At 64.7% G+C, this 24,496-nt stretch carries 23 protein-coding genes; 8 read left to right on the top strand and 15 right to left on the bottom strand.

The window, feature by feature from the left end:
• Positions 1–12: 12 nt before the first annotated feature.
• The 8 genes from AXYL_RS13785 to fliR all read left to right on the top strand — a co-directional run bounded on the left by AXYL_RS13785 (position 13) and on the right by fliR (position 5,997).
• On the top strand, positions 13–1,392 hold the full coding sequence (locus AXYL_RS13785) for a flagellar hook-length control protein FliK (RefSeq protein WP_013393410.1): 1,380 nt from the start codon (positions 13–15) through the stop codon (positions 1,390–1,392).
• A 173-nt stretch (positions 1,393–1,565) separates the two neighbouring features.
• Complete coding sequence (gene fliL, locus AXYL_RS13780) at positions 1,566–2,192, top strand: flagellar basal body-associated protein FliL (protein WP_041653456.1); 627 nt, start codon at positions 1,566–1,568, stop codon at positions 2,190–2,192.
• A gap of 2 nt (positions 2,193–2,194) precedes the next feature.
• Positions 2,195–3,202 carry a flagellar motor switch protein FliM gene (fliM, locus tag AXYL_RS13775; RefSeq protein WP_013393408.1) on the top strand — a complete coding sequence of 336 codons (1,008 nt, stop codon included), beginning with the start codon at positions 2,195–2,197 and terminating at the stop codon, positions 3,200–3,202.
• On the top strand, positions 3,195–3,734 hold the full coding sequence (fliN, locus tag AXYL_RS13770; protein WP_013393407.1) for a flagellar motor switch protein FliN: 540 nt from the start codon (positions 3,195–3,197) through the stop codon (positions 3,732–3,734). The genes fliM and fliN overlap by 8 nt, the downstream gene beginning before the upstream one ends.
• A gap of 10 nt (positions 3,735–3,744) precedes the next feature.
• Positions 3,745–4,068 (top strand): flagellar biosynthetic protein FliO, encoded by a 324-nt coding sequence (gene fliO / locus AXYL_RS13765; protein WP_013393406.1) that lies wholly within the window; start codon positions 3,745–3,747, stop codon positions 4,066–4,068.
• A 27-nt stretch (positions 4,069–4,095) separates the two neighbouring features.
• Positions 4,096–4,887, top strand: coding sequence for a flagellar type III secretion system pore protein FliP (gene fliP, locus AXYL_RS13760; protein ID WP_013393405.1), 792 nt, complete (start codon positions 4,096–4,098; stop codon positions 4,885–4,887).
• A 17-nt stretch (positions 4,888–4,904) separates the two neighbouring features.
• A complete protein-coding gene (fliQ, locus tag AXYL_RS13755) occupies positions 4,905–5,174 on the top strand; it encodes a flagellar biosynthesis protein FliQ (RefSeq protein WP_008163193.1) in 270 nt (89 codons plus the stop codon).
• Between the two features lie 34 nt (positions 5,175–5,208).
• A complete protein-coding gene (gene fliR, locus AXYL_RS13750) occupies positions 5,209–5,997 on the top strand; it encodes a flagellar biosynthetic protein FliR (RefSeq protein ID WP_013393404.1) in 789 nt (262 codons plus the stop codon).
• A 60-nt stretch (positions 5,998–6,057) separates the two neighbouring features.
• Here the strand turns inward: fliR and AXYL_RS13745 are convergent, their stop codons facing one another.
• The 15 genes from AXYL_RS13745 to flgC all read right to left on the bottom strand — a co-directional run bounded on the left by AXYL_RS13745 (position 6,058) and on the right by flgC (position 24,476).
• Positions 6,058–7,653, bottom strand: a complete 1,596-nt coding sequence (locus AXYL_RS13745; protein ID WP_013393403.1) for a PAS domain-containing methyl-accepting chemotaxis protein — start codon at positions 7,651–7,653, stop codon at positions 6,058–6,060.
• Between the two features lie 292 nt (positions 7,654–7,945).
• On the bottom strand, positions 7,946–9,679 hold the full coding sequence (locus AXYL_RS13740) for a methyl-accepting chemotaxis protein (protein WP_013393402.1): 1,734 nt from the start codon (positions 9,677–9,679) through the stop codon (positions 7,946–7,948).
• Between the two features lie 139 nt (positions 9,680–9,818).
• Complete coding sequence (locus AXYL_RS13735; RefSeq protein WP_013393401.1) at positions 9,819–10,286, bottom strand: hypothetical protein; 468 nt, start codon at positions 10,284–10,286, stop codon at positions 9,819–9,821.
• Positions 10,287–10,315: 29 nt separating this feature from the next.
• The gene (locus AXYL_RS13730) at positions 10,316–12,175 is read right to left on the bottom strand and encodes a methyl-accepting chemotaxis protein (protein WP_041653452.1); all 1,860 of its coding nucleotides are present in this window, start codon (positions 12,173–12,175) and stop codon (positions 10,316–10,318) included.
• Between the two features lie 100 nt (positions 12,176–12,275).
• Positions 12,276–14,153, bottom strand: coding sequence for a methyl-accepting chemotaxis protein (locus tag AXYL_RS13725; protein WP_013393399.1), 1,878 nt, complete (start codon positions 14,151–14,153; stop codon positions 12,276–12,278).
• A 141-nt stretch (positions 14,154–14,294) separates the two neighbouring features.
• Positions 14,295–15,542, bottom strand: a complete 1,248-nt coding sequence (gene flgL / locus AXYL_RS13720; protein WP_013393398.1) for a flagellar hook-associated protein FlgL — start codon at positions 15,540–15,542, stop codon at positions 14,295–14,297.
• Positions 15,543–15,589: 47 nt separating this feature from the next.
• Positions 15,590–17,257, bottom strand: a complete 1,668-nt coding sequence (gene flgK / locus AXYL_RS13715) for a flagellar hook-associated protein FlgK (RefSeq protein ID WP_013393397.1) — start codon at positions 17,255–17,257, stop codon at positions 15,590–15,592.
• Positions 17,258–17,327: 70 nt separating this feature from the next.
• Positions 17,328–18,305 carry a flagellar assembly peptidoglycan hydrolase FlgJ gene (gene flgJ, locus AXYL_RS13710; RefSeq protein ID WP_013393396.1) on the bottom strand — a complete coding sequence of 326 codons (978 nt, stop codon included), beginning with the start codon at positions 18,303–18,305 and terminating at the stop codon, positions 17,328–17,330.
• 5 nt (positions 18,306–18,310) lie between these two features.
• On the bottom strand, positions 18,311–19,447 hold the full coding sequence (locus tag AXYL_RS13705) for a flagellar basal body P-ring protein FlgI (RefSeq protein ID WP_013393395.1): 1,137 nt from the start codon (positions 19,445–19,447) through the stop codon (positions 18,311–18,313).
• Positions 19,448–19,449: 2 nt separating this feature from the next.
• Positions 19,450–20,139, bottom strand: a complete 690-nt coding sequence (locus AXYL_RS13700) for a flagellar basal body L-ring protein FlgH (RefSeq protein ID WP_041653448.1) — start codon at positions 20,137–20,139, stop codon at positions 19,450–19,452.
• Positions 20,139–20,924 carry a flagellar basal-body rod protein FlgG gene (gene flgG, locus AXYL_RS13695; RefSeq protein ID WP_013393393.1) on the bottom strand — a complete coding sequence of 262 codons (786 nt, stop codon included), beginning with the start codon at positions 20,922–20,924 and terminating at the stop codon, positions 20,139–20,141. The genes AXYL_RS13700 and flgG overlap by 1 nt, the downstream gene beginning before the upstream one ends.
• A 65-nt stretch (positions 20,925–20,989) precedes the next feature.
• Positions 20,990–21,754 (bottom strand): flagellar basal body rod protein FlgF, encoded by a 765-nt coding sequence (locus AXYL_RS13690; protein ID WP_013393392.1) that lies wholly within the window; start codon positions 21,752–21,754, stop codon positions 20,990–20,992.
• A gap of 37 nt (positions 21,755–21,791) precedes the next feature.
• Positions 21,792–23,267, bottom strand: coding sequence for a flagellar hook-basal body complex protein (locus AXYL_RS13685; RefSeq protein WP_013393391.1), 1,476 nt, complete (start codon positions 23,265–23,267; stop codon positions 21,792–21,794).
• Between the two features lie 70 nt (positions 23,268–23,337).
• A complete protein-coding gene (locus tag AXYL_RS13680; protein WP_013393390.1) occupies positions 23,338–24,036 on the bottom strand; it encodes a flagellar hook capping FlgD N-terminal domain-containing protein in 699 nt (232 codons plus the stop codon).
• Between the two features lie 20 nt (positions 24,037–24,056).
• Positions 24,057–24,476, bottom strand: coding sequence for a flagellar basal body rod protein FlgC (flgC, locus tag AXYL_RS13675; RefSeq protein WP_013393389.1), 420 nt, complete (start codon positions 24,474–24,476; stop codon positions 24,057–24,059).
• Positions 24,477–24,496: the final 20 nt, after the last annotated feature.

The following is a 24,496-nucleotide window of genomic DNA, read 5'->3' as shown; positions in this document are numbered from 1 at the left end:
AGGAAGCCCCAGATGAACGCTCCCCTGCCCTCGATCGCGCCCGCTGCGCCGCCCTCGATCGCCGACGCGCTTGGCGCCAAGGCCGCGCCCGTAAACAAAAAGGGTCCCAGTTTCTCCGACGTGCTGGCTCAGCAGCGCCCCGCACAACAGCGGCCGAACCAGGCCGCCGACGCGCGCCCGGCCAGGAACGGCGCCAAAACGCCTGCCGACAGCCAGAATTCCGGCGACCCCGCCGCCCGCGCTGAAGGCGCCGCCGCCAGCGCCATCGACCAGGCCGTGCAGACCGCCACGCAGGCCGAAGCTGGCGCGCTGGCAGTCGCCGCAACGCAACCGGCCGTCATCCTGCCGCAGCAAGCCCTGGAGATCGCAACCCAGGCCGCCGAACAAGTACAGCTCGCGCGCGGCAACGCCGTCGCGGCCGCCGCCGCGATGAGCAGCGGCGCCGCCGTCCTCACTGCCGCCCTGAATGCCGCCGACGTCGCGCCCGCGACGCAGGCCGCTACGGCTGCGGGCGCTGGCGCCCTCACCGCCCCGCAGGCCGAGGCCGCCGCCGCGCTTGCCGCGCGCGACGCCGAAATCGCCGTGCCGGTCATCACTGCGGCAGTCAAGCCCGGCACCGACGCCCCCGCCGCCACGCAAGCGCCGGTCCGCGCCCCGGCCGCCGCCGCGCCGGTCAAGACCGAAGCGCCGCGACTCGCCGCGGAGGTCGCGCTGCCTCGTCCCGCCCGCGATGCGCGCGCCGAACCCGGCCACGCCGCCTTGCCCGAGGACGCCGACGACGCGTCGCCGCAGGCGCTGGTCAGCGCCGAACAACAGTTCCAGGCGCCCCAGCATGGCGGCTCCGCCCAGGACCACCTGGCCCAGGCGCTGGCCGCCACCACCCAACGCCAGCCTGCCGCGCCGATTACCAACCAGACCGCCATCGCCGCCCCCGTCGTGCCGGTCGTGCTGCAGGTCGCCACCCCGGTTGGCGGCACTCATTGGGGCACCGAGCTTGGCCAACAGGTCGTCATGATGAGCCACGGCGCGCGCCAGGGCATGCAGACTGCCGAACTGCGCCTCGATCCGCCCGATCTGGGTCCGCTGCGCGTCAGCCTGAACCTGACGGACGGCGTGGCCAGCGCGTCGTTCGTGTCGGCCCACGCCTCGGTGCGCCAAGCCATCGAAACCGCCCTCCCGCAACTGCAACAGGCGCTGGCCCAGGCCGGCATCTCGCTGGGCCAGACCAGCGTGGGCGAACAAGCCGCCCAACAGGAGTTCGCGCAACAGGGCGGCAACGGCTCGCAACGCCATGCCGGCGGCGGCCAGACAGGCGCCGACAGCGTGGCAGAAGCGCCCGCCGCAGTGACGGTCGCGCGCAACGCCAATGCGCTGGTGGACACCTTCGCCTGACAAACAAGCGCACCACCGCTCGCGGCCATGGCTGCGGGCGGCGCAGCAATAGCTTGAGATACGCGGCTTTCGCCCTGTTTTTCGCCTCCAAGCCGAGGCGGCATTTGGGGCAGAATGCTTTCATCCACTAAGAACCCGTTTTCATCAGCGGCAAAACACGCATCGACACCGAGATGGCGACTTCCAAACCTTCACCCATGCCTGCGCGCGGCGCGCCTTCTTCCCGCTCTGGCGGCATGGGCCGTATTCTTCGCCCCCTGCTGGCGATTCTGGTGCTGCTCATCGTGGCCGCGGCCAGCGCCGGCGCAACCTGGTTCATCACCCAGCGCATGCAGCCGCAAAGCAGCGCAAACGTGCAACTCGGCGTCGGCCAGGTGCCAGCCGGCGAACCTGGCCAACCCGGCCAACCGGGCCAACCCGCTCAAGGCCCGCAGGGCACCCCGACGACCTTCGTCGCGCCGCCGGCCAGCCCGATCGCCGTGCCCGCTCCGATCTTCGTGCCGATCGAGCCTTTCACCGTCACGCTGCAAAACCCGGACACGGAACGCATCATGCACGTGGGCCTGACTCTGCGCGTGAGCGACGAGCAGACCCGCACGCGTCTCGAAAAGTACATGCCTGAAGTGCGCAGCCGCATCCTGATGGTGCTGTCGTCGCAATCGCCCACCGGCGTGCAGACGCAGCAAGGCAAGACCGACATGGCCAACGCCATCAAGCAGGCCGTCAATCGCCCCTTCTCGCCCCTGCCGGACGGCCAGTACGTCACCGACGTGCTGTACACGGCGTTCGTGGTGCAATAAGCATGGCCTACGAGGCATTTCTTTCGCAGGACGAGGTTGATGCGCTATTGGCGGGCGTCACCGGCGAAAGCGACAGCAAAACAACCGCCACGGACCAGAGCGCCGGCGCCCGCGCCTACGACCTGAGTTCGCCCGAGCGCGTCGTGCGGCGCCGCATGCAGACGCTGGAGCTCATCAACGAGCGCTTCGCTCGCCAGATGCGCCACGTGCTGCTGAACTTCATGCGTCGCAGCGCCGATATCACGGTGGGTTCGATCAAGATCCAGAAATACGCGGACTTCGAGCGCAACCTGCCGGTGCCGAGCAATCTGAACATGATTCAGATGAAACCCCTGCGCGGCACGGCGCTCTTCACCTATGACCCGAACCTGGTGTTCCTGGTCATCGACAGCCTGTTCGGCGGCGATGGCCGCTACCACACGCGTGTCGAAGGCCGCGACTTCACCACGACCGAACAGCGCATCATCCGGCGCCTGCTCAACCTGACCCTGGAAAGCTACGGCAAGTCCTGGGACCCCGTCTACCCGATCGAATTCGAGTACGTGCGCTCGGAGATGCACACCAAGTTCGCCAGCATCACCGGCAACAATGAAGTGGTGGTCGTCACCTCCTTCCACATCGAATTCGGCGCGACCGGCGGCGACCTGAACATCTGCCTGCCCTACTCCATGATCGAGCCGGTGCGCGATCTGCTGACGCGCCCGCTGCAGGAAACCACGCTCGAGGAAGTGGACCAGCGCTGGGCGCAGCAATTGTCGCGCCAGGTGCGCAGCGCCGATATCGACGTGGTGGCGGAGTTTGCCCGCATCCCCTCGTCGATCCGCGAACTGATGCGCCTGAAGGTAGGCGACGTCCTGCCCGTGACCGTGCCCGAAACCATAGTCGCCAGCGTCGACGGCGTGCCGCTGATGGAATGCGGCTATGGCGTCTTCAACGGCCAGTACGCCCTGCGCGTACAGAACATGTTTACCCACGATACAGAATCCAACGAGGCCTCTGACCATGACTGACAAGAACGAGCCCGGTACCGGCTCGTCCCCGGCCGACGACTGGGCCGACGCGCTCGCCGAACAATCCCGCGCCAATCCTCCTACCCAAGCCGACGGCCTGAAGCCCCAGGACGACTGGGCCGCCGCGATGGCCGAGCAGACCGCCACGGCAGCGCCCGCTGCCCCGCCCGCTGCCGCGCCGACTCCCGCTCCGGCCGCACCCGCCGCGCAATCGGCGGCGCAATCCGTGTTCAAGCCGCTGGCTGGCGCCGCTAGCGGCGCCGGCGCCGACATCGACCTGATCATGGACGTGCCCGTCCAGCTGACGGTCGAGCTGGGGCGCACCCGCCTGACCATCAAGAACCTGCTCCAACTGGGCCAGGGCTCCGTGGTCGAGCTGGACGGCCTGGCCGGCGAGCCGATGGACATCTTCGTCAACGGCTACCTGATCGCCCAGGGCGAAGTCGTGGTCGTGGAAGACAAGTACGGCATCCGCCTGACCGACATCATCACGCCGTCCGAGCGGATCAACCGCTTGAACAACCGCCGCTGATCCTGGCGTCATGGACGACTCCGCCCTCCTGCGCGTCATCATCGGCCTCATCCTGGTGGTGGCCGCCATCCTGGTTTCGGCCTGGCTGGCGCGCCGCGCGGGGCTGACCCCGCGCGGCGGCGGCAATCTGCTGCGGCAGGTAGCCAGCCTGCCGGTCGGTCCGCGCCAGAGCATCGTGGTGGTGGAAGTCGAGAACACCTGGCTGGTGGTGGGCGTCGGCCCGAACCAGCTCAACACCCTGCACACCCTGCCCGCCGGCCAATTGCCGGAGGCTTCGACCTTGCCCGCCGCCGCCTTCGCAGCCAAGCTGGGCCAGGCGCTCAAGCGCCGCTAGCGCTGCCGCGCCCTCCAAGCGATACCCATGAGTTTGCCCACTAGCACGACACCCGCCCGCGCCCGGCCAGGCGCGCTGCACCTGCTCGGCGCCGCGGCCCTGCTGGGCCTGGCCCTGTTTCCCGCAGGGGTCGTCGCGCAGGCCACCTTGCCTGCGTTGACCGCCACGCCGGGGCCTAACGGGTCCGAAACCTATTCGCTCAGCATGCAGACCCTGCTGCTGATGACGTCGCTGTCGTTCCTGCCCGCCGCGCTGCTGATGATGACGGGATTCACCCGCATCATCATCGTGCTGGGCCTGCTGCGCAGCGCCATGGGCACGGCCATGTCGCCGCCCAACCACGTGCTGATCGGCCTCGCGCTGTTCCTGACCTTCTATACGATGTCGCCGGTGTTCGACAAGATCTACACCGACGCCTATAAGCCGCTATCCGAGGGATCGATCCAGTTCGAAGCCGCCGTGGAACGCGCGGCCGGTCCGCTGCGCACCTTCATGCTGCACCAGACACGCGAAAACGATCTGTCGCTGTTCGCCAACCTGGCGAAGCAGCCTGCCCTGGAAGACCCCTCGCAGGTGCCCCTGCGCATCCTGGTGCCGGCCTTCATCACCAGTGAACTCAAGACCGCGTTTCAGATCGGCTTCACCATCTTCATCCCCTTTCTCATCATCGACCTGGTCGTCGCCAGCGTGCTGATGGCGCTGGGCATGATGATGGTGCCGCCGGTGACGGTGGCGCTGCCCTTCAAGCTGATGCTCTTCGTGCTGGCCGACGGCTGGAACCTGCTCATGGGTTCGCTGGCCCAGAGCTTCTATCAATAACCTGGAGGAGAATCGCCATGACCGCAGAAACCGTCATGACCATGACCTACCAGGCGATGAAGATCGTCCTGGCGATGGCCGGACCGCTGCTGCTCGTGACGCTGGTGGTGGGTCTGGTCATCAGCATCTTCCAGGCCGCCACGCAGATCAACGAAATGACGCTGTCCTTCATTCCGAAGCTGCTGGCCATGTGCGGCGTGCTGGTGCTGCTCGGCCCCTGGCTCATAGGCGTCATGGTCGACTACATCCGGCAGTTGATCGGCCAGATCCCCATGCTGGTTTCCTGAGCGGCTACCGCCGCCGGACGCCGGGCCTCCCTCCATGATCGCCTTCACGCTCGAGCAGCTCAACGGCTGGATCGGCCAGTTCCTCTGGCCGTTCGTGCGCATCCTGGCGCTCGTGGGCACCGCGCCGCTGTTCTCCGAATCGCTGATTCCCATCAAGGTCAAGATCGGGCTGTCGTTCGTCCTGGCCGTCGCGATCAGCCCCGCGCTGGATCCGGTGCCTCCTATTGCGCCCGGTTCGTTTACGGGACTGTGGATGGTCATGCAGCAAGTGTTGATCGGCATTGCACTGGGCTTCACGATGCGCCTGGTGTTCGCCGCCGTGCAGACCGCCGGCGAGTTCGTGGGCCTGCAGATGGGCCTGTCGTTCGCTTCCTTCTTCGATCCGAGCTCCGGCGCCAATACCGCGGTGCTGTCGCGCCTGTTCAACATCATTGCGATGCTGACATTCCTGGCGCTGGACGGCCATCTGCTGGTCCTGGCCGCGCTGGTACGGTCCTTCGATACCTTGCCTGTCGCCATGATTCAGCTACACCAGAACGGCTTTGGCGTCGTGGTGGAATGGGGCAAGACCATCTTCATATCCGGCCTGCTGCTGGCGTTGCCGCTGATCTGCGCGCTGCTGACCATCAACCTGGCCATGGGCATCCTGAATCGCGCGGCGCAACAGCTGTCCGTTTTCTCGATCGGCTTTCCAGTGACGCTCATCATCGGTGTGACGATTCTGACTGTCGTGCTACCTCACGCGGGGCCTTTCCTGGAATCGCTGTTCGAATCCGGCTTCACCGCAATGAGCCGGGTCGCCGACGCGCTGGCGGGTAAATAGAGGCCCCGGCTGACGCCCGACGCCGGACGCCGAGGCGGTGCATGGCACCGCCCCGCCTCCTTACTGCTGGCCTGTAAGACGGAACACGCGGATCGTCTCGCGCAATGCGCCGGACTGGCTGCCCAGCTGCATGACGGCACCGCCCAGGTCCTGGACCAGCGCGGTGTTCTGCACCGTCATCACATCCATCTGCGACACCGCCGTATCCACCTGTTCGATGCCGCTGGACTGCTCCTGCGACGCCTGGGAAATCTCGCCGATGATGTCGGTGACGCGGTGCACGGCGGCTACGATATCCTGCATCGTCGCGCCCGCCTGTTCGGCCTGCTGGGAGCCTTCGGTCACGCGCTCCACCGAGTCCTCGATCAGGCCCTTGACCTCCTTGGCGGCCTGGGCGCTCTTCTGCGCCAGGCTGCGGACCTCGCCCGCCACCACGGCGAAGCCCTTGCCGGACTCCCCGGCGCGGGCCGCCTCGACCGCCGCGTTCAGAGCCAGGATATTGGTCTGGAAGGCAATGCCCTCGATGATGCTGACGATGTCGGCGATCTTGCGCGAGCTGTCCGAAATACCGTGCATGGTGTTCACCACCTGCCCCACCGCCACACCGCCCTTGCGCGCCACTTCCATGCTGCTGGCCGCAAGCTGGTTGGCCTGGCGCGCATTGTCGGCGTTCTGCCGCACCGTGGAGGTCAGCTGTTCCATGCTGGCGGCAGTCTGCTGCAAGGACGCCGCCTGGCCTTCGGTGCGGCCCGCCAGCTCCTGGTTGCCGCGCGCGATATGCGCCGCGGCATGGGTCGTGCCTTCGATGCCGCGGTACACGTCCTGAGCAATCCCGATCAGGCTTTTGCGCATCACTTCGAGCGAGAACTTCAAGCTCCCGATCTCGTCATCGGAATCCGCCACGATCTGCGTGGTCAGGTTGCCGGCTGCGACCTGGCGCGCCATATTGGCGGCATCCACCATGGGGTCCAGCAGCGACCGGGACAAGCGCCAGCCCATGCCGAAGATGGCGATGACGCCCAGTGCGATGGCCGCGCAGCCGACGCTTGCGCCCCAAGTGCTCAGTTCCGCCCAGTTGGTCCGCAGGCCATAAAAGCCTGCGCCGGCGACGATGGCTGAAGACAGCAGCGCATGGCGCAGCATGCGGCTACGGACATTGCTGCGGAAAGCGAACGTCAGCACGTCCAGGCCACGGCGCCAACCGGCGCGCACCGGACGCCCGCGCAGGATGCGCACGCCCCGGGCCGTACCCTCACGGATACGGGCGTACAGGTCCTCGGCCATTTCGACCTGCTCCTCGGACGGCCGTACCCGCACCGAGGAGTACGCCACGACCTCGCCGTTCTCGACGATGGGCGTCGCGTTGGCCAGCACCCAGTAGTAGCCGCCGTCCTTGCGCCGGTTCTTCACCAGCCCCAGCCACGATTCACCCGCTTGCAGCGTCTCCCACAAATCTTCGTAGGCTTCGGGCGGCATGTCGGGATGGCGCACGATGTTGTGCGGCTTGCCGATGAGCTCTTCTCGAGAGAAGCCGCTGACTTCGACAAAGGCCGGATTCGCATAGACGATCCGGCCCTTCGTATCCGTGCGCGAGATCAAGTACTGATCCTCGCGCAGCTTGGTTTCTACATTGTGGACGGGTAGGTTGACGCGCACAGCTTGCCTCCGGGTACATCATGTCGGGCAGCGAATGAATATCGGCGAGCAAACCGGATCTGACGCCCCGCATAGACGTGTTCCCCCGCCAGCTTCGTCAAATTCGGGCCGGCACGGCCCCGATTTTCGAACACTGTTCACCGCCCTTTTCAGGCGTTATTGTTGTTAACGGCCAAATTTTCGAAAACTTAACGTGCGCACGAGTTCTGCGCGCGCCAAGGCGTAAAGCACATGGACCGCGGCCGCGCTGATGCGCGGCCGCGGTCCTGTTGCAGACGTCAAAAGGCTGGCGTCACGCCTGCGTCAGCGTCGGCGCGGCGTAGCCACCCGACAGTTGGTGTGCGGGAACTTCGATGACTTCGCCCGCGTTGATCTTGAACACGGCCACTGCTTCGGCCAGGCGTTGCGCCTGCTCTTGCAGCGAACCCGCGGCTGCGGCCGCCTCTTCCACCAGCGCCGCGTTCTGCTGCGTCACCTCGTCCATCTGCGACACCGCGCGGTTCACCTGGTCGATGCCGCTGGATTGCTCTTCCGACGCCGCCGAGATCTCGCCCATGATGTCGGTCACCCGCTTCACCGAGGCCACGATCTCCTGCATCGTCGCGCCAGCGCGTTCCACCTGCTGTGAACCCGCGCCGACCTTGGTCACCGAGTCCTCGATCAGGCCCTTGATTTCCTTGGCCGCCTGGGCGCTGCGCTGCGCCAGCGAACGCACTTCGCCCGCCACCACCGCAAAGCCCTTGCCCTGCTCGCCTGCGCGCGCCGCTTCCACCGCGGCGTTCAGCGCCAGGATGTTGGTCTGGAAGGCGATGCCGTCGATCACCGACACGATCTCGGAAATCTTGCGCGAGCTGGCCGAAATGCCTTGCATCGTGCTGACCACTTCCGACACCGCCGAACCGCCGCGCTCGGCCACGTCCGAAGCGCTGGCCGCCAGCTGATTGGCCTGGCGCGCATTGTCGGCGTTCTGCTTCACGGTCGAAGCCAGTTCTTCCATCGAGGCTGCAGTTTCCTCCAGCGAGGCGGCCTGTTCTTCCGTGCGGCTGGACAGGTCGGTGTTACCAGCAGAGATCTCACGCGAACCCACCGTAATCTCGTCGACGCCGCGGCGCACTACCGACACGGTGCGGGTCAAGCTTTCCTGCATGCGCTTGAGTGCGGCGAACAGCTGGCCGATCTCATTGTGCGAACGCACCTCCACTCGGCTGGTCAGGTCTCCCGCAGCAATCTTGTCGAAATGCTGACCGGCTTCCACCAAGGGGCGTACCACCAGGCGGCCGAACACGATGCGGGCCAGGATCATCAGCAGCACCGCCAGGCCGACGGCCACGCCCACTGCCACCATGGCGAGGTTGAAATTGGCTTCGGCCTCGTCGATCGTGGCTTGCTGTTGGTCGCCGATGTACTTGCCGAACTCGCTGAGCGCCTCGATGAAGGCGGCGCTGCGGGGCGTGCCGTACTCGTTGTTCACCATATAGAAGGTGGAATAGTCTTCGCTGCGCAAAGCTTCGACCATGGTGTCCACGCCGTCGTCGATGTACGAGCGGTAGCGGCGCACCAGATTCATCGACAGCTGACGGCCGGTGTCATCCTGCAGCATGTTCTTCTGGAAATCGGCGAAGCGGCTACGCACGCCGGTCAGCAGATCCGTGGCGCCCTTCAAGGCCGCGGCGGCGTCGCGGGCCGAGTTCTCTCCGCTGCCCCAGCCGGATTCCTGGAGGTGGCGCGCGGCAACCATCAGGGCAACCCGCGCGCGCAGCATGTCGCTGTTGATCACTTCGACCTGCTTGGAACGCTCGGTCAAGGCATTGACCTCGCGGATCGACTCATAGTTGCTCTGCAGGAAGTACGCGGCCAGACCACCCACCGCCGCGATCAACACGGCGAAGAACGCCATGACCCACAGCAACATGGTGCCGACGCGGGCATCGCGCAACCGCAGCTTGCGCTTCACCTTGGGCGCGCGCGCGGCCTTCTTCTTTCCGACCTTGCCGGATTTCGCACCGGATTCGAGACTCGCTTCCATATTATTTCCCCATCCCTCAGGAACTACTCTGACCAAATGAAAAACCACCCGATCGACATGCCTTGTTACACGAGGCATGCACTTCGGGCGACGTACATCGCGGCGCGCGCCGCGATGCTCCCCGCTGGACTACAGGGCGCTATTTGCCCTGAGGCTGCAACCCGGTCGGTTCACCCGGACCCGGGATGTAGATGGTCTGCACCTCGGGCGCCACGGGGGATGGCGCCATGTCCTGACGCAGGTCAGGCATAGGCGCGGGTCCCAGCAGCTTCTGGCGTTCCCAAGGTTCCAGCAAGATATTGGTACTGTCGACGAGGCGCAGCAGCCGGCCGTCCGGGCCGAACTGCAACAGCGCTTCCTTGCGGCTGTACAAGCCGTCCGCGACGAAGGTGATTTTGAAGGCCCAGAGCGCGAGCAGCGTGCCGTCGGTCTGCTTATAGAGCTTGTCGGGCGGGGCGGTGAGCGTGCGCGAAGCCTCTTCCAGCGTCGTCTGCCCCGGCGTCAGCATCGACAGCTTGCCCGGGTCGAAGTTATGCCCCGTCGCCGCGCAGCCGGCCAGAAACACCGCTATCGCGGCCGCCGCCAAAAGATGTATATAGCCTCGCATACCCTACCCATTTACCGGCCAGGCCGGTGTCAGAAAGATTCCCAATCGTCATCCGCTGGCGCAGCCCGGCGGCTCGGCGCCGGCGCGGGCTTCACCTCGGATGCGGCTGCCGGACGCACTGCGGGACGGCGTAGCGGCCGGGCCGCCGTCGCCCCTTCGGCCGCGGCCGGCTTGGCGCGCGCGGAATGCGTCAAACGTGCGGCCGGAACTGCCTTGGCTGCCGGGACGGGCGATTCCGCCTGCGCGGCGGAAGCCGCGGGAGCGACCGGAGCAGGCATGCGCGGCGCGCGGCGCTGGCCGGCCAACTGGTGCGCCGGGACTTCGATCACTTCGCCCGCGTTGATCTTGAACACGGCCACCGCTTCGGCCAGGCGCTCCGCCTGCTCCTGCAGCGATCCCGCGGCTGCGGCCGCCTCTTCCACCAGCGCCGCGTTCTGCTGCGTCACCTCGTCCATCTGCGACACCGCGCGGTTCACCTGGTCGATGCCGCTGGATTGCTCTTCCGACGCCGCCGAGATCTCGCCCATGATGTCGGTCACCCGCTTCACCGAGGCCACGATCTCCTGCATCGTCGCGCCAGCGCGTTCCACCTGCTGCGAACCCGCGCCGACCTTGGTCACCGAATCCTCGATCAGGCCCTTGATCTCCTTGGCCGCCTGGGCGCTGCGCTGCGCCAGCGAACGGACTTCGCCCGCCACCACCGCAAAGCCCTTGCCCTGCTCGCCTGCGCGTGCTGCTTCCACCGCGGCGTTCAGCGCCAGGATGTTGGTCTGGAAGGCGATGCCGTCGATCACCGACACGATCTCGGAAATCTTGCGCGAGCTGGCCGAAATTTCCTGCATGGTGTTGACCACTTCCGACACCGCCGAACCGCCGCGCTCGGCCACGTCGGAGGCGCTGGCCGCCAATTGGTTAGCCTGGCGCGCATTGTCCGCGTTCTGCTTCACGGTCGAAGCCAGTTGCTCCATCGATGCCGCGGTTTGCTCCAGCGAAGCCGCCTGTTCTTCCGTACGGCTGGACAGATCCGTATTGCCTGCGGAAATCTCGCGCGAGCCCACGTTGATCTCGTCCACCCCGCGGCGCACCGACGCCACGGTGCGCGTCAGGCTTTCCTGCATGCGCTTGACCGCCGCCATCAGCGTGCCTATCTCGTTGGTCGAGGCCACATCCACGCGGACGGTCAGGTCACCGCCGGCGATCTTGTCGAAACTGTCGCTGACGGCGCGCAAGGGGCGCAGGACCACGCGGTTCATGAACAGGAAAGCGCCCAGCCATACGGCTACGATCAGCACGGCCAGCACAACGTACACAATGGCCATCGTCGCCGCCTGCGAGCGCGACGACGACACCATCTCTTCGCTATAAGAGGTAATGTCCTTGGCGAATTCGGTCAATTGCTTCGAAAACGCCCCGCTCGCGGCGCCCGCCCGGGTGTTCTTCAGATCCAGGTAGGCCGCCGAATCGCCCTTGTCCAAGGCCGACATCATGGCTTGCAGCGCGTCGGCAAAGCCGTTGAACGACGAAATGAGGTCGCCTTCGGCGCTCTTGCCGACTGCCGTGGTCTTTGGAATGGTCTTGAAGGTCTCCATCTTCTTCTTGGCATCCGCAACCAATTGCTGCACCGTGCGCGTGTTCTCGCTGGCGCCGCTGGCGTCGCCCGTGGCCCGCTGCGCAGCGGCAATGTCGGCGCGTATCGTGGCGCGCAGCATCTGCGTGTATGCGTCCTTGATCAGATTGGCCTGCTGAACGCTCAAACTGTCCAAGGCGTTGATCGCCTCGGAGTTGGCTCGCATGCTGTTCCAGCCCAGGACGATGGACACCAGCGCGGCCAAAGCGACGGCCAACTGGGCAAGCATCAAGCCCGTGCGCACCTTCAGATTGCTAAACATTTCCGTATATTCCGGTAGTCGTCCCGGCGGCATTCTTGCCGCCAGGCCGTAAATAGGGGGGGTAGCTTTACTGCATGTGCTGCGCTGACGGATCCCTCCGTCAGAAAGACTCCCAATCGTCGTCCGACGAAGGCGTCGGCCGTCGGCTGGCCGCTGGCGCCGCAGCTGCGGCATCCTTGGCGCTCGCCGGGCGCATGGTCGGCCGGCGTAGCGGACGAACGGTGGTGGCGGCTTCCGGTGCCGGCTTGGGCCGGGCGACTTGCGTCAACCGTGGCGCGGGCGCGGCCTTCGGAGCAGATTCCGCCGGCGGCGCATCTGTCTTGGCTGGCTCGGCGGACGCCTTGCCTGCCGCTGCCGCCTGCGGAGCCGGCATGCGCGGCGCACTGCGTTGCGATGCCAATTGCTGCGCGGGGGCTTCGATGACTTCACCCGCGTTGATCTTGAACACGGCCACCGCTTCGGCCAGGCGTTGCGCTTGCTCCTGCAGCGAACCCGCGGCTGCGGCCGCCTCTTCCACCAGCGCCGCGTTCTGCTGCGTCACCTCGTCCATCTGCGACACCGCGCGGTTCACCTGGTCGATGCCGCTGGATTGCTCTTCGGACGCCGCCGAGATCTCGCCCATGATGTCCGTCACCCGCTTCACCGAGGCCACGATCTCCTGCATCGTCGCGCCGGCGCGTTCCACCTGCTGCGAACCCGCACCGACCTTGGTCACCGAATCCTCGATCAGGCCCTTGATTTCCTTGGCCGCCTGGGCGCTGCGCTGCGCCAGCGAACGCACTTCGCCCGCCACCACCGCAAAGCCCTTGCCCTGCTCGCCTGCGCGCGCCGCTTCCACCGCGGCGTTCAGCGCCAGGATGTTGGTCTGGAAGGCGATGCCGTCGATCACCGACACGATTTCGGAAATCTTGCGCGAGCTGGCCGAAATGCCTTGCATCGTGCTGACCACTTCCGACACTGCCGAACCGCCACGCTCGGCCACGTCCGAGGCGCTGGCCGCCAGCTGATTGGCCTGGCGCGCGTTGTCGGCGTTCTGCTTCACGGTCGAGGCCAGTTGTTCCATCGAGGCCGCAGTCTCTTCCAACGAGGCCGCCTGCTGCTCGGTGCGACTGGATAGGTCCGTATTGCCGGCCGATATCTCGCGCGAACCCACGTTGATTTCGTCCACGCCCCGGCGAACCAGCGCCACCGTGCGGGTCAGGCTTTCCTGCATGCGCTTGATCGCGCCGAACAACTGGCCGATCTCATTGGTGCTGCGTACGTCGATGCGGCCGGTGAAATCGCCGCCCGAGATCTTCTCGAAATGATCGCCCGCTTCACGCAGCGGCCGCAGCACGGTCCGGCTGATGAACAGCCAGCATCCCAATGCCAGGGCCAAGGAAATCGCCAGCATCACGATCGTGACCGTACGCGAAACGCCATGGGCCGTTTCGGCCTGCGAGACCAGCTCATCGGTGCTGGAGTCGATATGCGCCAACACCTCTCCCACTGCCTCTCTCAATGCCGTATTCGCAGCGCTGCCGGCGTCGTTCAAGTCCAGGTAGTCCTGCACGGCCATGGTCGACAGCGCAGTCACCTGACGCTTGACCACGCCGTCGAATTGCCTGTAGGCGCTCTCCAGCTTTTGATTTACAGCCTCCGAGCCTTCCAGGCGCGGCGCCTTGCGGTATGCGTCCAGCGCCTTGACGCCATCCTGCATCAAGCCTTCGGCGCGCTTGACCTGAGCGTTCGCCTGTTCGGTCTTGCCCTGCTGCAGATCCATCAGCGATGTCGCCAGCAGCAAACGGCCGCGCAAGAACAGGATATAGGAGCGGTTCAATTGCGCCGCCTGCGTGGAGTAGGCGTCATTGACCCGCTCCAGCTTCTCATTGCTCGAGTTCAGCCCCATCCAGGCGACGCCATTGGATATGAACATGGCGCCCGTGAAGAGCAGCAACACCAGAACGAGACAGGTGCGGACTTTCAAGTTGACAAGCATGGAATATCCGAACGTTAAGCAATGTGAAACGAGTATTTCCTACACTGCACGCACACACGGACGCCCCGGCCCCTGGCCAGTAGCGTCCGCAAAGGCGCAACTCTACGCACTCGATGGCGCGTTTTTTGACCTACCGCATTACTACTTGCGGCTGAACAGACTCGATCCCTGGATGGTCATGAATGCCGCCGACGCCGCTTGCAGCGCGACTTGGCGCAACGCGAGCTGGCTGGCGCCTTGGTAATAGTCCAGCTCTTCAAGATCCGACAGGGACTTGGAGTAAGACAGGCCCTTCTGCGTGCCCGTGGCGCTCAGCGCATCAAGTTCATTCATCCGGGCCCCGACCGAAGCCTGCACCGTCAGAACGTTGTCATAGGTATTCGCCAGCTTCTTGTTGGCTGTTGCCAAAGCATTGTTCAGCTTGGCAGTCGCCACAGGGTCGCCAGCACTAGGCGCGTCCAGGGCTGCGATGACGTCGTCCAGGGTGGCAAACACGTCCATATTGGAAGATTGGACGCTATCGACCTTGATCACGTCACCAGCCTGCGGGGCACCCTTTATCGATACGGAAACGCCGCTGCCCAGATTTATCGCGGCGCCATCGGTGTAAGCCGTCGCAGGAGATCCCACAGCAGGCACAGTCGCGCTGGTACCGTCGGGATTCGTCGTCGTGACCCGATAGCCTATCGCTCCGGTCGCCGCGTCGGTTTCAAACTGCACCGCGAACTTCATGCCCGTGTTGGCCGAACCCGGCGTCACGGATGGCGAGCCAAACTCGGCGGTGCCAGTATTGGAATTGGCTGCAGAAGCCACAAAGGCCTGCGAACCCGGATTGGCGCGGCCAAAAATGTCCTTACCCAGATCGCTGGAGGACAGTTGACGGCTTTGATCGACTTGAATGGTGCGTTCACCGACCGAATTGCTATAAGCGATCTTGCCCGCGGCGTCCTTGGAGTACGGAATAACGCTGCCATCATTACCCGAGAACAGATACTGGCCGTTTCCGTCCGTCGTGTTCGCCAAGCCCAGCAAGGCCTCGCGGGTACTTTTGAGCGCGGTGGACAAGGTCTGACGGTCGCTGTCCGAAAGCACGCCGCCCGCCTGGATGATGCGCGTCCGCGCCTCCTGCAAGGCATTAGTCACGGCTGTCAGCGTGTTGCTTTCCTGGCCGAGATTCGTGCTGGCGGTCTGGCGGTTCATGCCGTACGTGTTGTTCATGCTTTGCGTCTGCGCCACGCTGATGGCCAGCGCGGCGGCCAGGGGATCGTCCGCCGGCGTCAGGTTCTTGCGTCCGCTGCCGACCTGCTCGACCAGGCGGTTCATGTCGGATTCCTGAGAGAGAACGCCTTTCAGGCCGTTCGAATACATCATCGAGGTGCTCAGGCGCATGGTGAAGCTCCGAAATTTTCTTTATTGGTCACGATTCAACGATCCGATCAGCCGCGCAGACCCAGCAGCGTGTCGAACATGGTGCTAGCCACATCGATGATGCGGGCGCTGGCTTGATACTGTTCCTGGTATAGCGACAGGCTGACGTATTCTTCGTTCAGGTTGACGCCCGAAACCGCCTGCTGCGCCGCAGCCTTCTGCGTGATCAGGTTGGCCTGCGCGGTCGCCGCGGACTTGAGCTGAGCGGTCTGGACCCCGACGGTATTCACGACCTGGCCGAACATGTCGTTCACGCTCATCGTGCCGTTACCCAGCACCTTGCTGTTCTGCAGTTGCGCCAGCTTCAGCGCGTTCTTGCCGTTGGCGTCACCGCCCTCTGCGTCAGCCGCGGCGATCTTATAGGGATCGCTGATCAGCACGGTGAGGTCGCGCGCGGCGTCACGCGTAGGAGCCAGTGACCATTTGTCGCCAGCCTGGGGCGGCTCGCTGATGGTCAGGGTAACGCCCATCTCACTGTCGAGATTCAGCGTGCCGGGCGTGCCGGTCGCCGGGCCGTTGTAGACCTGCGAGCCTTCCGGCATGCGCAGCACCCGGTAGTTCGTGCCGTCGAAGGAAATCTCGTATTCCTTGGCGTTGATGTTGTTCAGGTTCGTGAACTGGCCGGAAATCGACGCGTTGCTCTTGTTCTGCGCATTGGGCACGCCCTGCGGCGAACCGATACCGAAGAAGTCCGTGCCAGGATTACCGTTCTGGTCCAGGCCCTGCTTGTGCTGCGCATTGAAGGACAGCGCCAGGCCGACGGCCATCTGGCCCAACTGGCTTTGCATGACATCCAGCGACGTTGCGCGGAACTGCAGCAAACCGCCCAGCGAACCGCCGGTCACTTCCGTATCGTTCAGTTCCACGGCGACCGTCTTGCCCGCGCCGGCTGGCAGCGTATAAGCAATGGTGGTGCGCCCCACGTCCTTGGACGAAGCTACCGCTTGCAGCGGATAGATGGTGTTGCCCGACAGCAGGGCTTGCCCGCCACTGGCCAGCGTGATGTTGATCTTGTCGCCTTGCTCGTAGGTGGTGACGCCCACCAGCTGATTCAGTTCCATGACCGCCTGGTCACGCTGATCCAGGAGATCGTTCGGAGGACTGCCGCCCGCCTTGCCCGTAGCCAGCGAGATCTGCTGGTTCAGGTCGTCGATACGCGTCAGATAGCTGTTGACCTGCTCGACGGTCGTGGTGATCTGCGTATTCAGGCCGATGCGCTGATTCTGCATTTCGGTGTAGGCCGAACGGATCTGGGTGGCCAAGCTGTTGGCCTTGCCCAGCAAATCCTGACGCGCAGCGGGGTCGGCCGGCTTGCTGGCCACCGCGTTCATGCTGGTGAAGAAATTGGTCAAGCCCGGCGCGATGCCGACGGTGCGGTCCGCAAACAGGTTGTTGATCGCTGAAACCTGGTTGTATTGCGTCTGGAGCTGGGCGCCGCTGCCCTGCGCGCCTACCAGTTGCTTGTACAGGAAGCTGTCGTAGCTGCGCTCGACCGTGTCGACCTGGACCCCACGGCCAATGTAGCCGTTGCTGGTGGCCTGGGCGCCGGCGGTCGAAACCATGACGCGCTGGCGGTTGTAACCGACCGTGGTGGCATTGTTGATATTGTGGCTGGTGGTGGCCAGCCCTGCCTGAGCGGCGTTCAGCCCGCCCAGCGCCAATTTATACATATTCATGCTGACAATGCCCCGTATTTAACCGCTGATATACCTGGATATCCAATTAACGGCAGGAGATGATCCGAATTTAGAGTCCTTCCAACATCTGGCGAGAAATTTCCACCTTGGATGCCGCGCCACGTAGCTGGCCCATGACGCCGATCAGCTTTTGCGCATACTGCGGATCCGTCGCGTAGCCGGCGGCCTGGATCTTGCGCGCCGCCTCGATCTCGTTGCGCGCCTGCGTGACGGCCTCGTAGCGCGGGCTGTTACCGATCAGGCGGGCATAATCCGCGAACGATTCCTCGTAGGAAGCGTAGGCACGGAAGGGCTGCGTCACCTTTTTCGCCACACCGTCTTCGTATTCGGTGGTGAGCACATTGACGACCTGGCCCTTCCAGCTGGATCCCGCCTTAATGCCGAACAGGTTGTAGCTGGTGCTGCCGTCCTGGTGCTTGATCTCGCGCTTGCCCCAGCCCGACTCCAGCGCCGCCTGGCCCATGATGAGACGCGCGGGCACGCCGCTTTGCTGGGAAGCGAGATTGGCCGCGCGCGACATCTTGGAAACGAAGGCGACCACATGGTCTGGCGCACCTTCCGCCGCGGCCAACGCCCGGTTCTGGGCACTGTTGTTGCGCATCACGTTCAGCAATGCCGAAACTTCGCGCGAACCCGCGGACCGGAAATCGGGGTCCGCGCCCTCTCCCAGGCGCTTGACCGCATCCGCGCCCAGCTCGCCGGGCTTGCCTTGCTGCATCTGCGCCAGAATGGCGCCGGACAGGCCGATACCGGGCGACGCCAGGTGCAAAGCCAACTGCTCGTCCGCCATGGACTGCAGCATCTGGGTCTGCTGCGAATCGAACAGCCCCTCCTTGGGGGTGGCTTCGCGCATGCGCTTGACCATCATCTGCAGGAACAGGGCCTCGAACTGCTTGGCCACCTGCTTCTGCTGTTCGGTCCCTTCCGGGTCCTTCTTGACGTCGCGCTTCAAATCCGACAAACGGCCCATGTCAAAGACCGAATCCTGCCGGCTGGCGCCGCGCGCCGCATCGTTGGTGTACGCCATGGCCGTCAGATGATTTCCAGTTCGGCGCGCAAGGCGCCCGCGGTCTTCATGGCCTGCAGGATCGCCAACAGGTCCTGGGGCGTGGCGCCCAGGGCGTTCAGACCCTTGACCACATCCGCCAGATTGGCGCTGGTGCTCACCCGTTGCAGCGAACCGTTTTCCTGCCGCACTTCGATCTGGGTATTGGGCACCACTACCGTCTGCCCTTCCGTGAACGGCGTGTCGGGCTGCGACACCTGGTTTTGACGGTTGATGATGACCGACAGGTTGCCGTGCGCGACGGCGGCTTCTTCGATCATGACGGTGCGGTTCATGACGACCGAACCCGTGCGGGCATTGATGATGACCTTGGCCACCGTGGGCGCGCGCGCCACCTGCAGGTCTTCCACCTGCGACAGGAACCGCGCCTGGGAGGCCTGCTCCATGGGCGTGCGCACCTGCACGACACGGCCATCCAGCGCGGTGGCGGTGCCTGCTCCGAACTTGCGGTTCAGCGCCATGGCCACATTCTGCGCCGTACCGAAATCGGTATTGTTCAATTCCACATGAATGTAGCCGTCACGCGAAAACGTGGTGGGCACGCCCCGCTCGACGATGGCGCCCGCGCTGATGCGGCCGCCGTTCAACTGGTTGATCTGCACGCTCGAACCGCCGGCGGAAGCGCCCGCGCCACCCACCAGGATGTTGCCCTGGGCGATGGCGTAGACCTGGCTGTCGGCGCCCTTGAGCGGGGTCATCAGCAAGGTGCCGCCGCGCAGGCTCTTGGCGTTACCCATGGACGAAACCACCACGTCCAGGGTCTGGCCCGGCCGGGCGAATGCGGGCAAGGTGGTCGTGACCATGACGGCCGCCACGTTCTTGAGCTGCATATTGCTGCCGGCGGGTACCGTAATGCCTAGCTGGGACAGCATATTGGTCAGGCTTTGCTGGGTAAATGGCGTCTGGCGCACCTGGTCGCCGCTGCCATCCAGGCCCACCACCAGGCCATAGCCGATCAGCTGGTTGCCCCGCACGCCCTGGATCGAAGCCAGGTCCTTGAGCCGCTCGGCATGAGCCGCGCCTGCGCCGGCCACCAGCCCGACCGAAACGCAGACGCGCGCCAACAAGGACAACAAGGCGGATATCGGATTCGGTTGTTTCATGTTCAGAACGGCGAAGCGATCAGGAAGAAGCGTTGCAGCCAGCCCATGGTCTGGACTTCGTCCATGACGCCCTTGCTGCGGTACTCGATGCGAGCGTCGGCCACCTGGGTGGACGACACGGTGTTGGTGCCGGTGATGGAGCGCGGGTCGACCACCCCCGAGAAGCGCACGAATTCGCTGCCCCGGTTGATGGCGATCTGCTTTTCACCCGCGACCTGCAGGTTGCCGTTGGACATCACCCCCACCACCGTGGTGGTGATGGTGCCGGTGAAGGCATTGTTCGCGGTGCTGTCGCCCTTGCCCTGCGACACGTTGCCGCCCTTGGCGTCGGTGTTCAGGTTGGCGTTGGCCCAGCTGTCCATGAAGGACGGCGCTGCGGCGATGCCCAGGCTGGCACTGCCGCTGCGGTTGGTATTGGTGGCGACGTTCTTGGAGGCGTTGGTCTTCTCGTTCAGGACGATGGTGACGATGTCCCCCACGTTGCGCGGCCGACGGTCCTCGAACAAGGGATAGTTGCCGTAGGTGGTCGGCTGGTAGATCGAGCCCGTGGGCTGCGCCATCGGCGCGGCCGGCGGCGGCGGCGCGGCCGTGGTCGGCCCGGTCACGATAGGCTCGGGCGGGATCATGGCGCAACCGGCCACCAGCATAGCCAGTGCCGCACTCGATACCAGGCGCAGGACAGACATGGACATCACAGTTGGGTCAGGCGGGCCAGCATTTCGTCCGAGGTCTTGACGGCCTTGCTGTTCATTTCGTAGGCGCGCTGCGTGGTGATCATGTTGACCAGTTCTTCAGCGACGTTGACGTTGGAGGTTTCGACGTACTTCTGCATGATGGAACCCGCGCCGTCCACGCCTGGCTGCAGCAGGTTGGCGGGACCCGATGCGTCGGTTTCGAGGTACAGGTTTTCGCCAATGCTCTGCAGGCCGGTGGGGTTGATGAACGTCGCGATCTGCAACTGGCCGATCTGCACGTTGATGCCGGCAGCGCCAGGCTGCGTCACCGAGACGATGCCGTCGTTGCCGATCGAGATCGACAGCGCGTTGTCGGGGATGTTCATCGGCGGCTGGATCACATAGCCGCTGACGGTAGTCAGCTGGCCGTTCTGGTCGCGTTGCAGGGCGCCATCGCGGGTATAGGCCTGGGTGCCGTCGGGCAATTCGATCTGCAGAAAGCCGCGGCCGTTGATGGCGATGTCCATCTCGCTGCCGGTGTTGTTCAGGTTGCCTGCGGTGTGGATGCGCTCGGTCGCGGCCACGCGCGCGCCGGTGCCCAGCTGCAGGCCGGACGGCAGCTGGGTAGCGTCGCCGACCTGGGCGCCGGGTTGGCGCAGCGTCTGGTACATCAGGTCCTGGAACACGGCGCGGCCGCGCTTGAAACCATTGGTGGAGACGTTGGCCAAGTTGTTCGAAATCACGTCCATGGAGGTCTGCTGACCTTCCAGGCCCGTCTTGGCGATCCACAGCGAACGCATCATGATGTAGTACTCCTGGTGGCGCGGCCCGGCCGCGCGCGAAAATTGTTTCTAGTTCAGTTGCCGTATCAGGCGCTTACCGACAGGATGCCGTTGGCGCGTTCGGCGTTGCGGTCCGACTGCTGGATCACCTGCATCTGCTGCTCGAAGCGGCGGGCGTTGGCGATCATGCCCACCATCGCCGCCATGGGATTGGTGTTGCTGCCTTCCAGCACGCCCGACAACAGCCGCAGACTGGGATCGGCCGGCACCGGAGGCGCAGGCTGGCCGTTGACGGGCGCCATGCGGAACACCCCGTCGTCGCCGTGCACCAGCTGATCGTTCTGCGGGCTGGCCAGCTTGATCCGGCCCAGGTTCAGGATATTGTTTGGCGCATCGCCGGCGCCGATGGCGGTAATGGTGCCGTCGGCGGTGATGGTCAGGGCAGCCTGGTCGGGTATGTCGATGGGACCGCCCTGATCCGACAGCACAGGCTGGCCCAGCGAGGTCTGCAGCAGGCCGTTGATGCCGACCTGCAGGCCACCGGCGCGGGTATAGGCTTCGCCTTGCGGCGTCTGCACGGCGATCCAGCCGCGCTCGCTGGACAAGGCCACGTCCAGGTCCCGGCCCGTGGTCTGCATATTGCCCATCTGGAAGCTGTTGCGCGGCGTGGACGCCACCGTCGAAACGCGCGTGGGCAGACTCGTCCCGTCGGTGACCGGCACCGAGCGGTACAACGCGATCTGCTCGCGGAAACCCGCCGTGTTCACGTTGGCCATGTTGTTGGAAAGCGCGGCCTGATGCTCGGTGATGCGCGCCGCGCCATTCATGGCGGTGTAGATGATACGGTCCATTGCCTATTCCGTCGGTGTCGTCGCGTGCCTGCCGGCCTTACTTCAGGTTCATCAGGACTTGCATGATTTCGTCCTGGGTCTTGATGGTTTGCGAGTTGGCCTGGTAGGTGCGCTGGGCAATGATCATGTTGACCAGCTCCTTGCTCATGTCGACGTTGGACGACTCGGTGGCCTGGCCCACGACCTTGGACAGGCCGTTGCTGCCAGGCTGGCCCAGGATGGGCTGGCCCGAGGCGGAGGTTTCCGTCCAGGCGTTGTTGCCCACGGGCTGCAGGCCCTGCAGGTTGGAGAAGTCGGCCAGCACGATGGTGCCGACGATCTGGGTCTCGCCGTTGGTGTAGCTGGCCACGATGCTGCCGTCGCCGCTGATATTGATGCCGCTGAACTCGCCGGAAGCGTATCCATCCGGCTTGGCGACCAGCTTGTAGGCGCTACCGAACTGGGTGGTGCCCGCGTAGTTCATCGCGATGTTGATCGGATCCGCTGGCGTGGTGCCGCCACCCGGGGTGGCGAAGGACAGGTTGACAACAGGCGCGCTGGTCATCACGCCGGCCTTGTTGAACGTGAACTTCTGCGGGTTGCCCCAGACGCCGGCCGCTTCGGTGGTCGGCGCCATGGCCTGGCCGTCGATCGTGTAGTAGACGTCATAGGTGCTGGTGTCCGCAGTGGCCGCCGGGCGCTTCACGAAATACTGCATGACCTGGTGGGAGTTGCCCAGCGAGTCAAACACAGTCATCGGCGAGGCGTTGGTGTAAGTGCTGGACAGTTTCGGATCGAACGGCTTGCCGACTTCGATGGTCGGCGCCACATACTCGTCGTAACCAGCCATTGTCTTGATGTCGCCGCTGGTGACCGCGCCCGCCCCCCCGGTGATGACAACCGTGTTGGCGCCGTTGATGTAGGTGCCGTCCGGCGGAACACCACCTACGGGCCACTGCAATGCACCTACATTGCTCCGAGTGAATGTGTATGCCACACCGTTGAGCGTGACGGTGCCCGCCGAACCCGGATCCGTCGTCGTATTTGTCTCGTAAATTACTTTCGCATTGGCATCCAAATTGGCCACGGTAGTGCCCGTCGACGTTGCCTTCGGAGCGACGTTGGCCGTAGGCAGCTGCAATTCCACTGGGTTAGCGCCGACGGACCCAGGCGGATAGCCCGTCAGTCGATACCCCTGGGCATTCACGATGAAGTTGTTCTTGTCGACCAGGAATTCGCCGTTGCGGGTGTACATCACCGCGCCGCTCTGGTCCGTGACGCGGAACATGCCCTTGGCGCCGTCGATCGCAATGTCGTATTCGCCGCCGCCGCCGTTCACCGTACCCACGGTAAAGCGCTGGTTGATGGCCGCGACCTTCACACCCAGGCCGACGCGCGAACTGGCGTAGACGTCGGCGAACGATGCGGTCGCCGACTTGAAGCCGACGGTGCCGGAGTTGGCGATGTTGTTGCCGATGACGTCCAGGTTCTGCGCCGCGGCGTTCAAGCCGCTCAATCCTTGTCCGAAACCCATGTTTTTTCTCGCTAATCTTTAACTAGGGAAGCCGCCGCCCATGCGCCGGCACCGATACATTGCGCCCGCTTCAGGCGCCGATTACCTTGCGCACATCCAGCATGCTGGTCTGGCCGTCCAGGCCCAGATCCAGACGCAGGCCTTCGGTGGAATACGCCACGCTCTTGACCTGGCCGTAGCTCAGCACTTCTGCATTCACCTTCTTGCCGTCGGCATCCGTGGCCATGACGGACACGGTGTACGCGCCCGGCTCCAGCACAACGCCGCTATCGTTCTTGCCATCCCAGGACAGCGTGTACACGCCGGGCTTCTGGTCCGTCGTTTCGATCGTACGGACCACCGCGCCGTTCGCGTCCGAAATGCGGATCTGCACTTTCTGGGCGTCGCCCTGCAGGTCCAGGCCATAGGGAGTAACAACACGGGCCTCGGGATTCGCCGCATCCACGCCGGACTTGATCTTGGAGCCGGGGATCAGCACGCCCTTGCCTATCATCGCCACGGCATTCATCGACTGAGAAACATCGATCTGCCCGCTGATGGCGAGCATGGTGTTCTTCAGGTTGGTGATGCCTTCCACGGTGGAGATCTGGGCCAGCTGGGAGGTCAGCTCGGCGTTCTGCATCGGGTTCAGGGGATCCTGGTTCTGCAGCTGGGTCACCAGCAGCTTCAGGAACTGGTCCTGCAGGCCCTGGGCCGTGCTGCTGCCGTTGGCGCCGGTTTGCGCCAGGCCCAGGCCGGTCTTGCTCGTTGATTGGTCGATAGTGGTCATGGATACACGGGTTCCGGAAATTAGGACTGGCCGATGGTCAGCGTCTTCTGCATCAGGGCCTTGGCGGTATTGAGCACTTCCACGTTCGCCTGGTACGAGCGCGAGGCCGCGATCATGTTCACGGTTTCAGCCACCGGGTCAACATTGGGCATGCTGACGTAGCCCTGCGCGTCGGCCAACGGGTGTTGCGGGTCGTAGACCTGTTTCAAGGGCGATTGGTCCTCGATCACGCCAGCCACGCGCACGCCGCCGATCTCCTGGCCCAAGGCCTGGCCCGCCGGGGGATTCACCTGGAACACGACCTGGCGGGCGCGGTACGGTTTGCCATCGGGGCCGACCACGCTGTCGGCGTTGGCCATGTTGCTGGCCGCCACGTTCATGCGCTGCGATTGCGCGCTGAGCGCCGAACCGGCGATATCGAAAATGCTCAACAAGGACATTGCCTGCCGCTCCCTTTAGA

Origin of the sequence: Achromobacter xylosoxidans A8, assembly GCF_000165835.1 — a bacterium.
GTDB classification, from domain to species: Bacteria; Pseudomonadota; Gammaproteobacteria; order Burkholderiales; family Burkholderiaceae_B; genus Achromobacter; species Achromobacter xylosoxidans_B.
This window is presented reverse-complemented; position numbering and strand designations above follow the sequence as displayed.

What these genes read in the sequence shown, in the direction of transcription:
- AXYL_RS13785 (WP_013393410.1), top strand. Translation starts at nt 13, where the DNA reads ATGAACGCTCCCCTGCCCTCGATCGCGCCCGCTGCGCCGCCCTCGATC.
- fliL (WP_041653456.1), top strand. Translation starts at nt 1,566, where the DNA reads ATGGCGACTTCCAAACCTTCACCCATGCCTGCGCGCGGCGCGCCTTCT.
- fliM (WP_013393408.1), top strand. Translation starts at nt 2,195, where the DNA reads ATGGCCTACGAGGCATTTCTTTCGCAGGACGAGGTTGATGCGCTATTG.
- fliN (WP_013393407.1), top strand. Translation starts at nt 3,195, where the DNA reads ATGACTGACAAGAACGAGCCCGGTACCGGCTCGTCCCCGGCCGACGAC.
- fliO (WP_013393406.1), top strand. Translation starts at nt 3,745, where the DNA reads ATGGACGACTCCGCCCTCCTGCGCGTCATCATCGGCCTCATCCTGGTG.
- fliP (WP_013393405.1), top strand. Translation starts at nt 4,096, where the DNA reads ATGAGTTTGCCCACTAGCACGACACCCGCCCGCGCCCGGCCAGGCGCG.
- fliQ (WP_008163193.1), top strand. Translation starts at nt 4,905, where the DNA reads ATGACCGCAGAAACCGTCATGACCATGACCTACCAGGCGATGAAGATC.
- fliR (WP_013393404.1), top strand. Translation starts at nt 5,209, where the DNA reads ATGATCGCCTTCACGCTCGAGCAGCTCAACGGCTGGATCGGCCAGTTC.
- AXYL_RS13740 (WP_013393402.1), bottom strand. Translation starts at nt 9,679, where the DNA reads ATGGAAGCGAGTCTCGAATCCGGTGCGAAATCCGGCAAGGTCGGAAAG.
- AXYL_RS13735 (WP_013393401.1), bottom strand. Translation starts at nt 10,286, where the DNA reads ATGCGAGGCTATATACATCTTTTGGCGGCGGCCGCGATAGCGGTGTTT.
- AXYL_RS13730 (WP_041653452.1), bottom strand. Translation starts at nt 12,175, where the DNA reads ATGTTTAGCAATCTGAAGGTGCGCACGGGCTTGATGCTTGCCCAGTTG.
- AXYL_RS13725 (WP_013393399.1), bottom strand. Translation starts at nt 14,153, where the DNA reads ATGCTTGTCAACTTGAAAGTCCGCACCTGTCTCGTTCTGGTGTTGCTG.
- flgL (WP_013393398.1), bottom strand. Translation starts at nt 15,542, where the DNA reads ATGCGCCTGAGCACCTCGATGATGTATTCGAACGGCCTGAAAGGCGTT.
- flgK (WP_013393397.1), bottom strand. Translation starts at nt 17,257, where the DNA reads ATGAATATGTATAAATTGGCGCTGGGCGGGCTGAACGCCGCTCAGGCA.
- flgJ (WP_013393396.1), bottom strand. Translation starts at nt 18,305, where the DNA reads ATGGCGTACACCAACGATGCGGCGCGCGGCGCCAGCCGGCAGGATTCG.
- AXYL_RS13705 (WP_013393395.1), bottom strand. Translation starts at nt 19,447, where the DNA reads ATGAAACAACCGAATCCGATATCCGCCTTGTTGTCCTTGTTGGCGCGC.
- AXYL_RS13700 (WP_041653448.1), bottom strand. Translation starts at nt 20,139, where the DNA reads ATGTCCATGTCTGTCCTGCGCCTGGTATCGAGTGCGGCACTGGCTATG.
- flgG (WP_013393393.1), bottom strand. Translation starts at nt 20,924, where the DNA reads ATGATGCGTTCGCTGTGGATCGCCAAGACGGGCCTGGAAGGTCAGCAG.
- AXYL_RS13690 (WP_013393392.1), bottom strand. Translation starts at nt 21,754, where the DNA reads ATGGACCGTATCATCTACACCGCCATGAATGGCGCGGCGCGCATCACC.
- AXYL_RS13685 (WP_013393391.1), bottom strand. Translation starts at nt 23,267, where the DNA reads ATGGGTTTCGGACAAGGATTGAGCGGCTTGAACGCCGCGGCGCAGAAC.
- AXYL_RS13680 (WP_013393390.1), bottom strand. Translation starts at nt 24,036, where the DNA reads ATGACCACTATCGACCAATCAACGAGCAAGACCGGCCTGGGCCTGGCG.
- flgC (WP_013393389.1), bottom strand. Translation starts at nt 24,476, where the DNA reads ATGTCCTTGTTGAGCATTTTCGATATCGCCGGTTCGGCGCTCAGCGCG.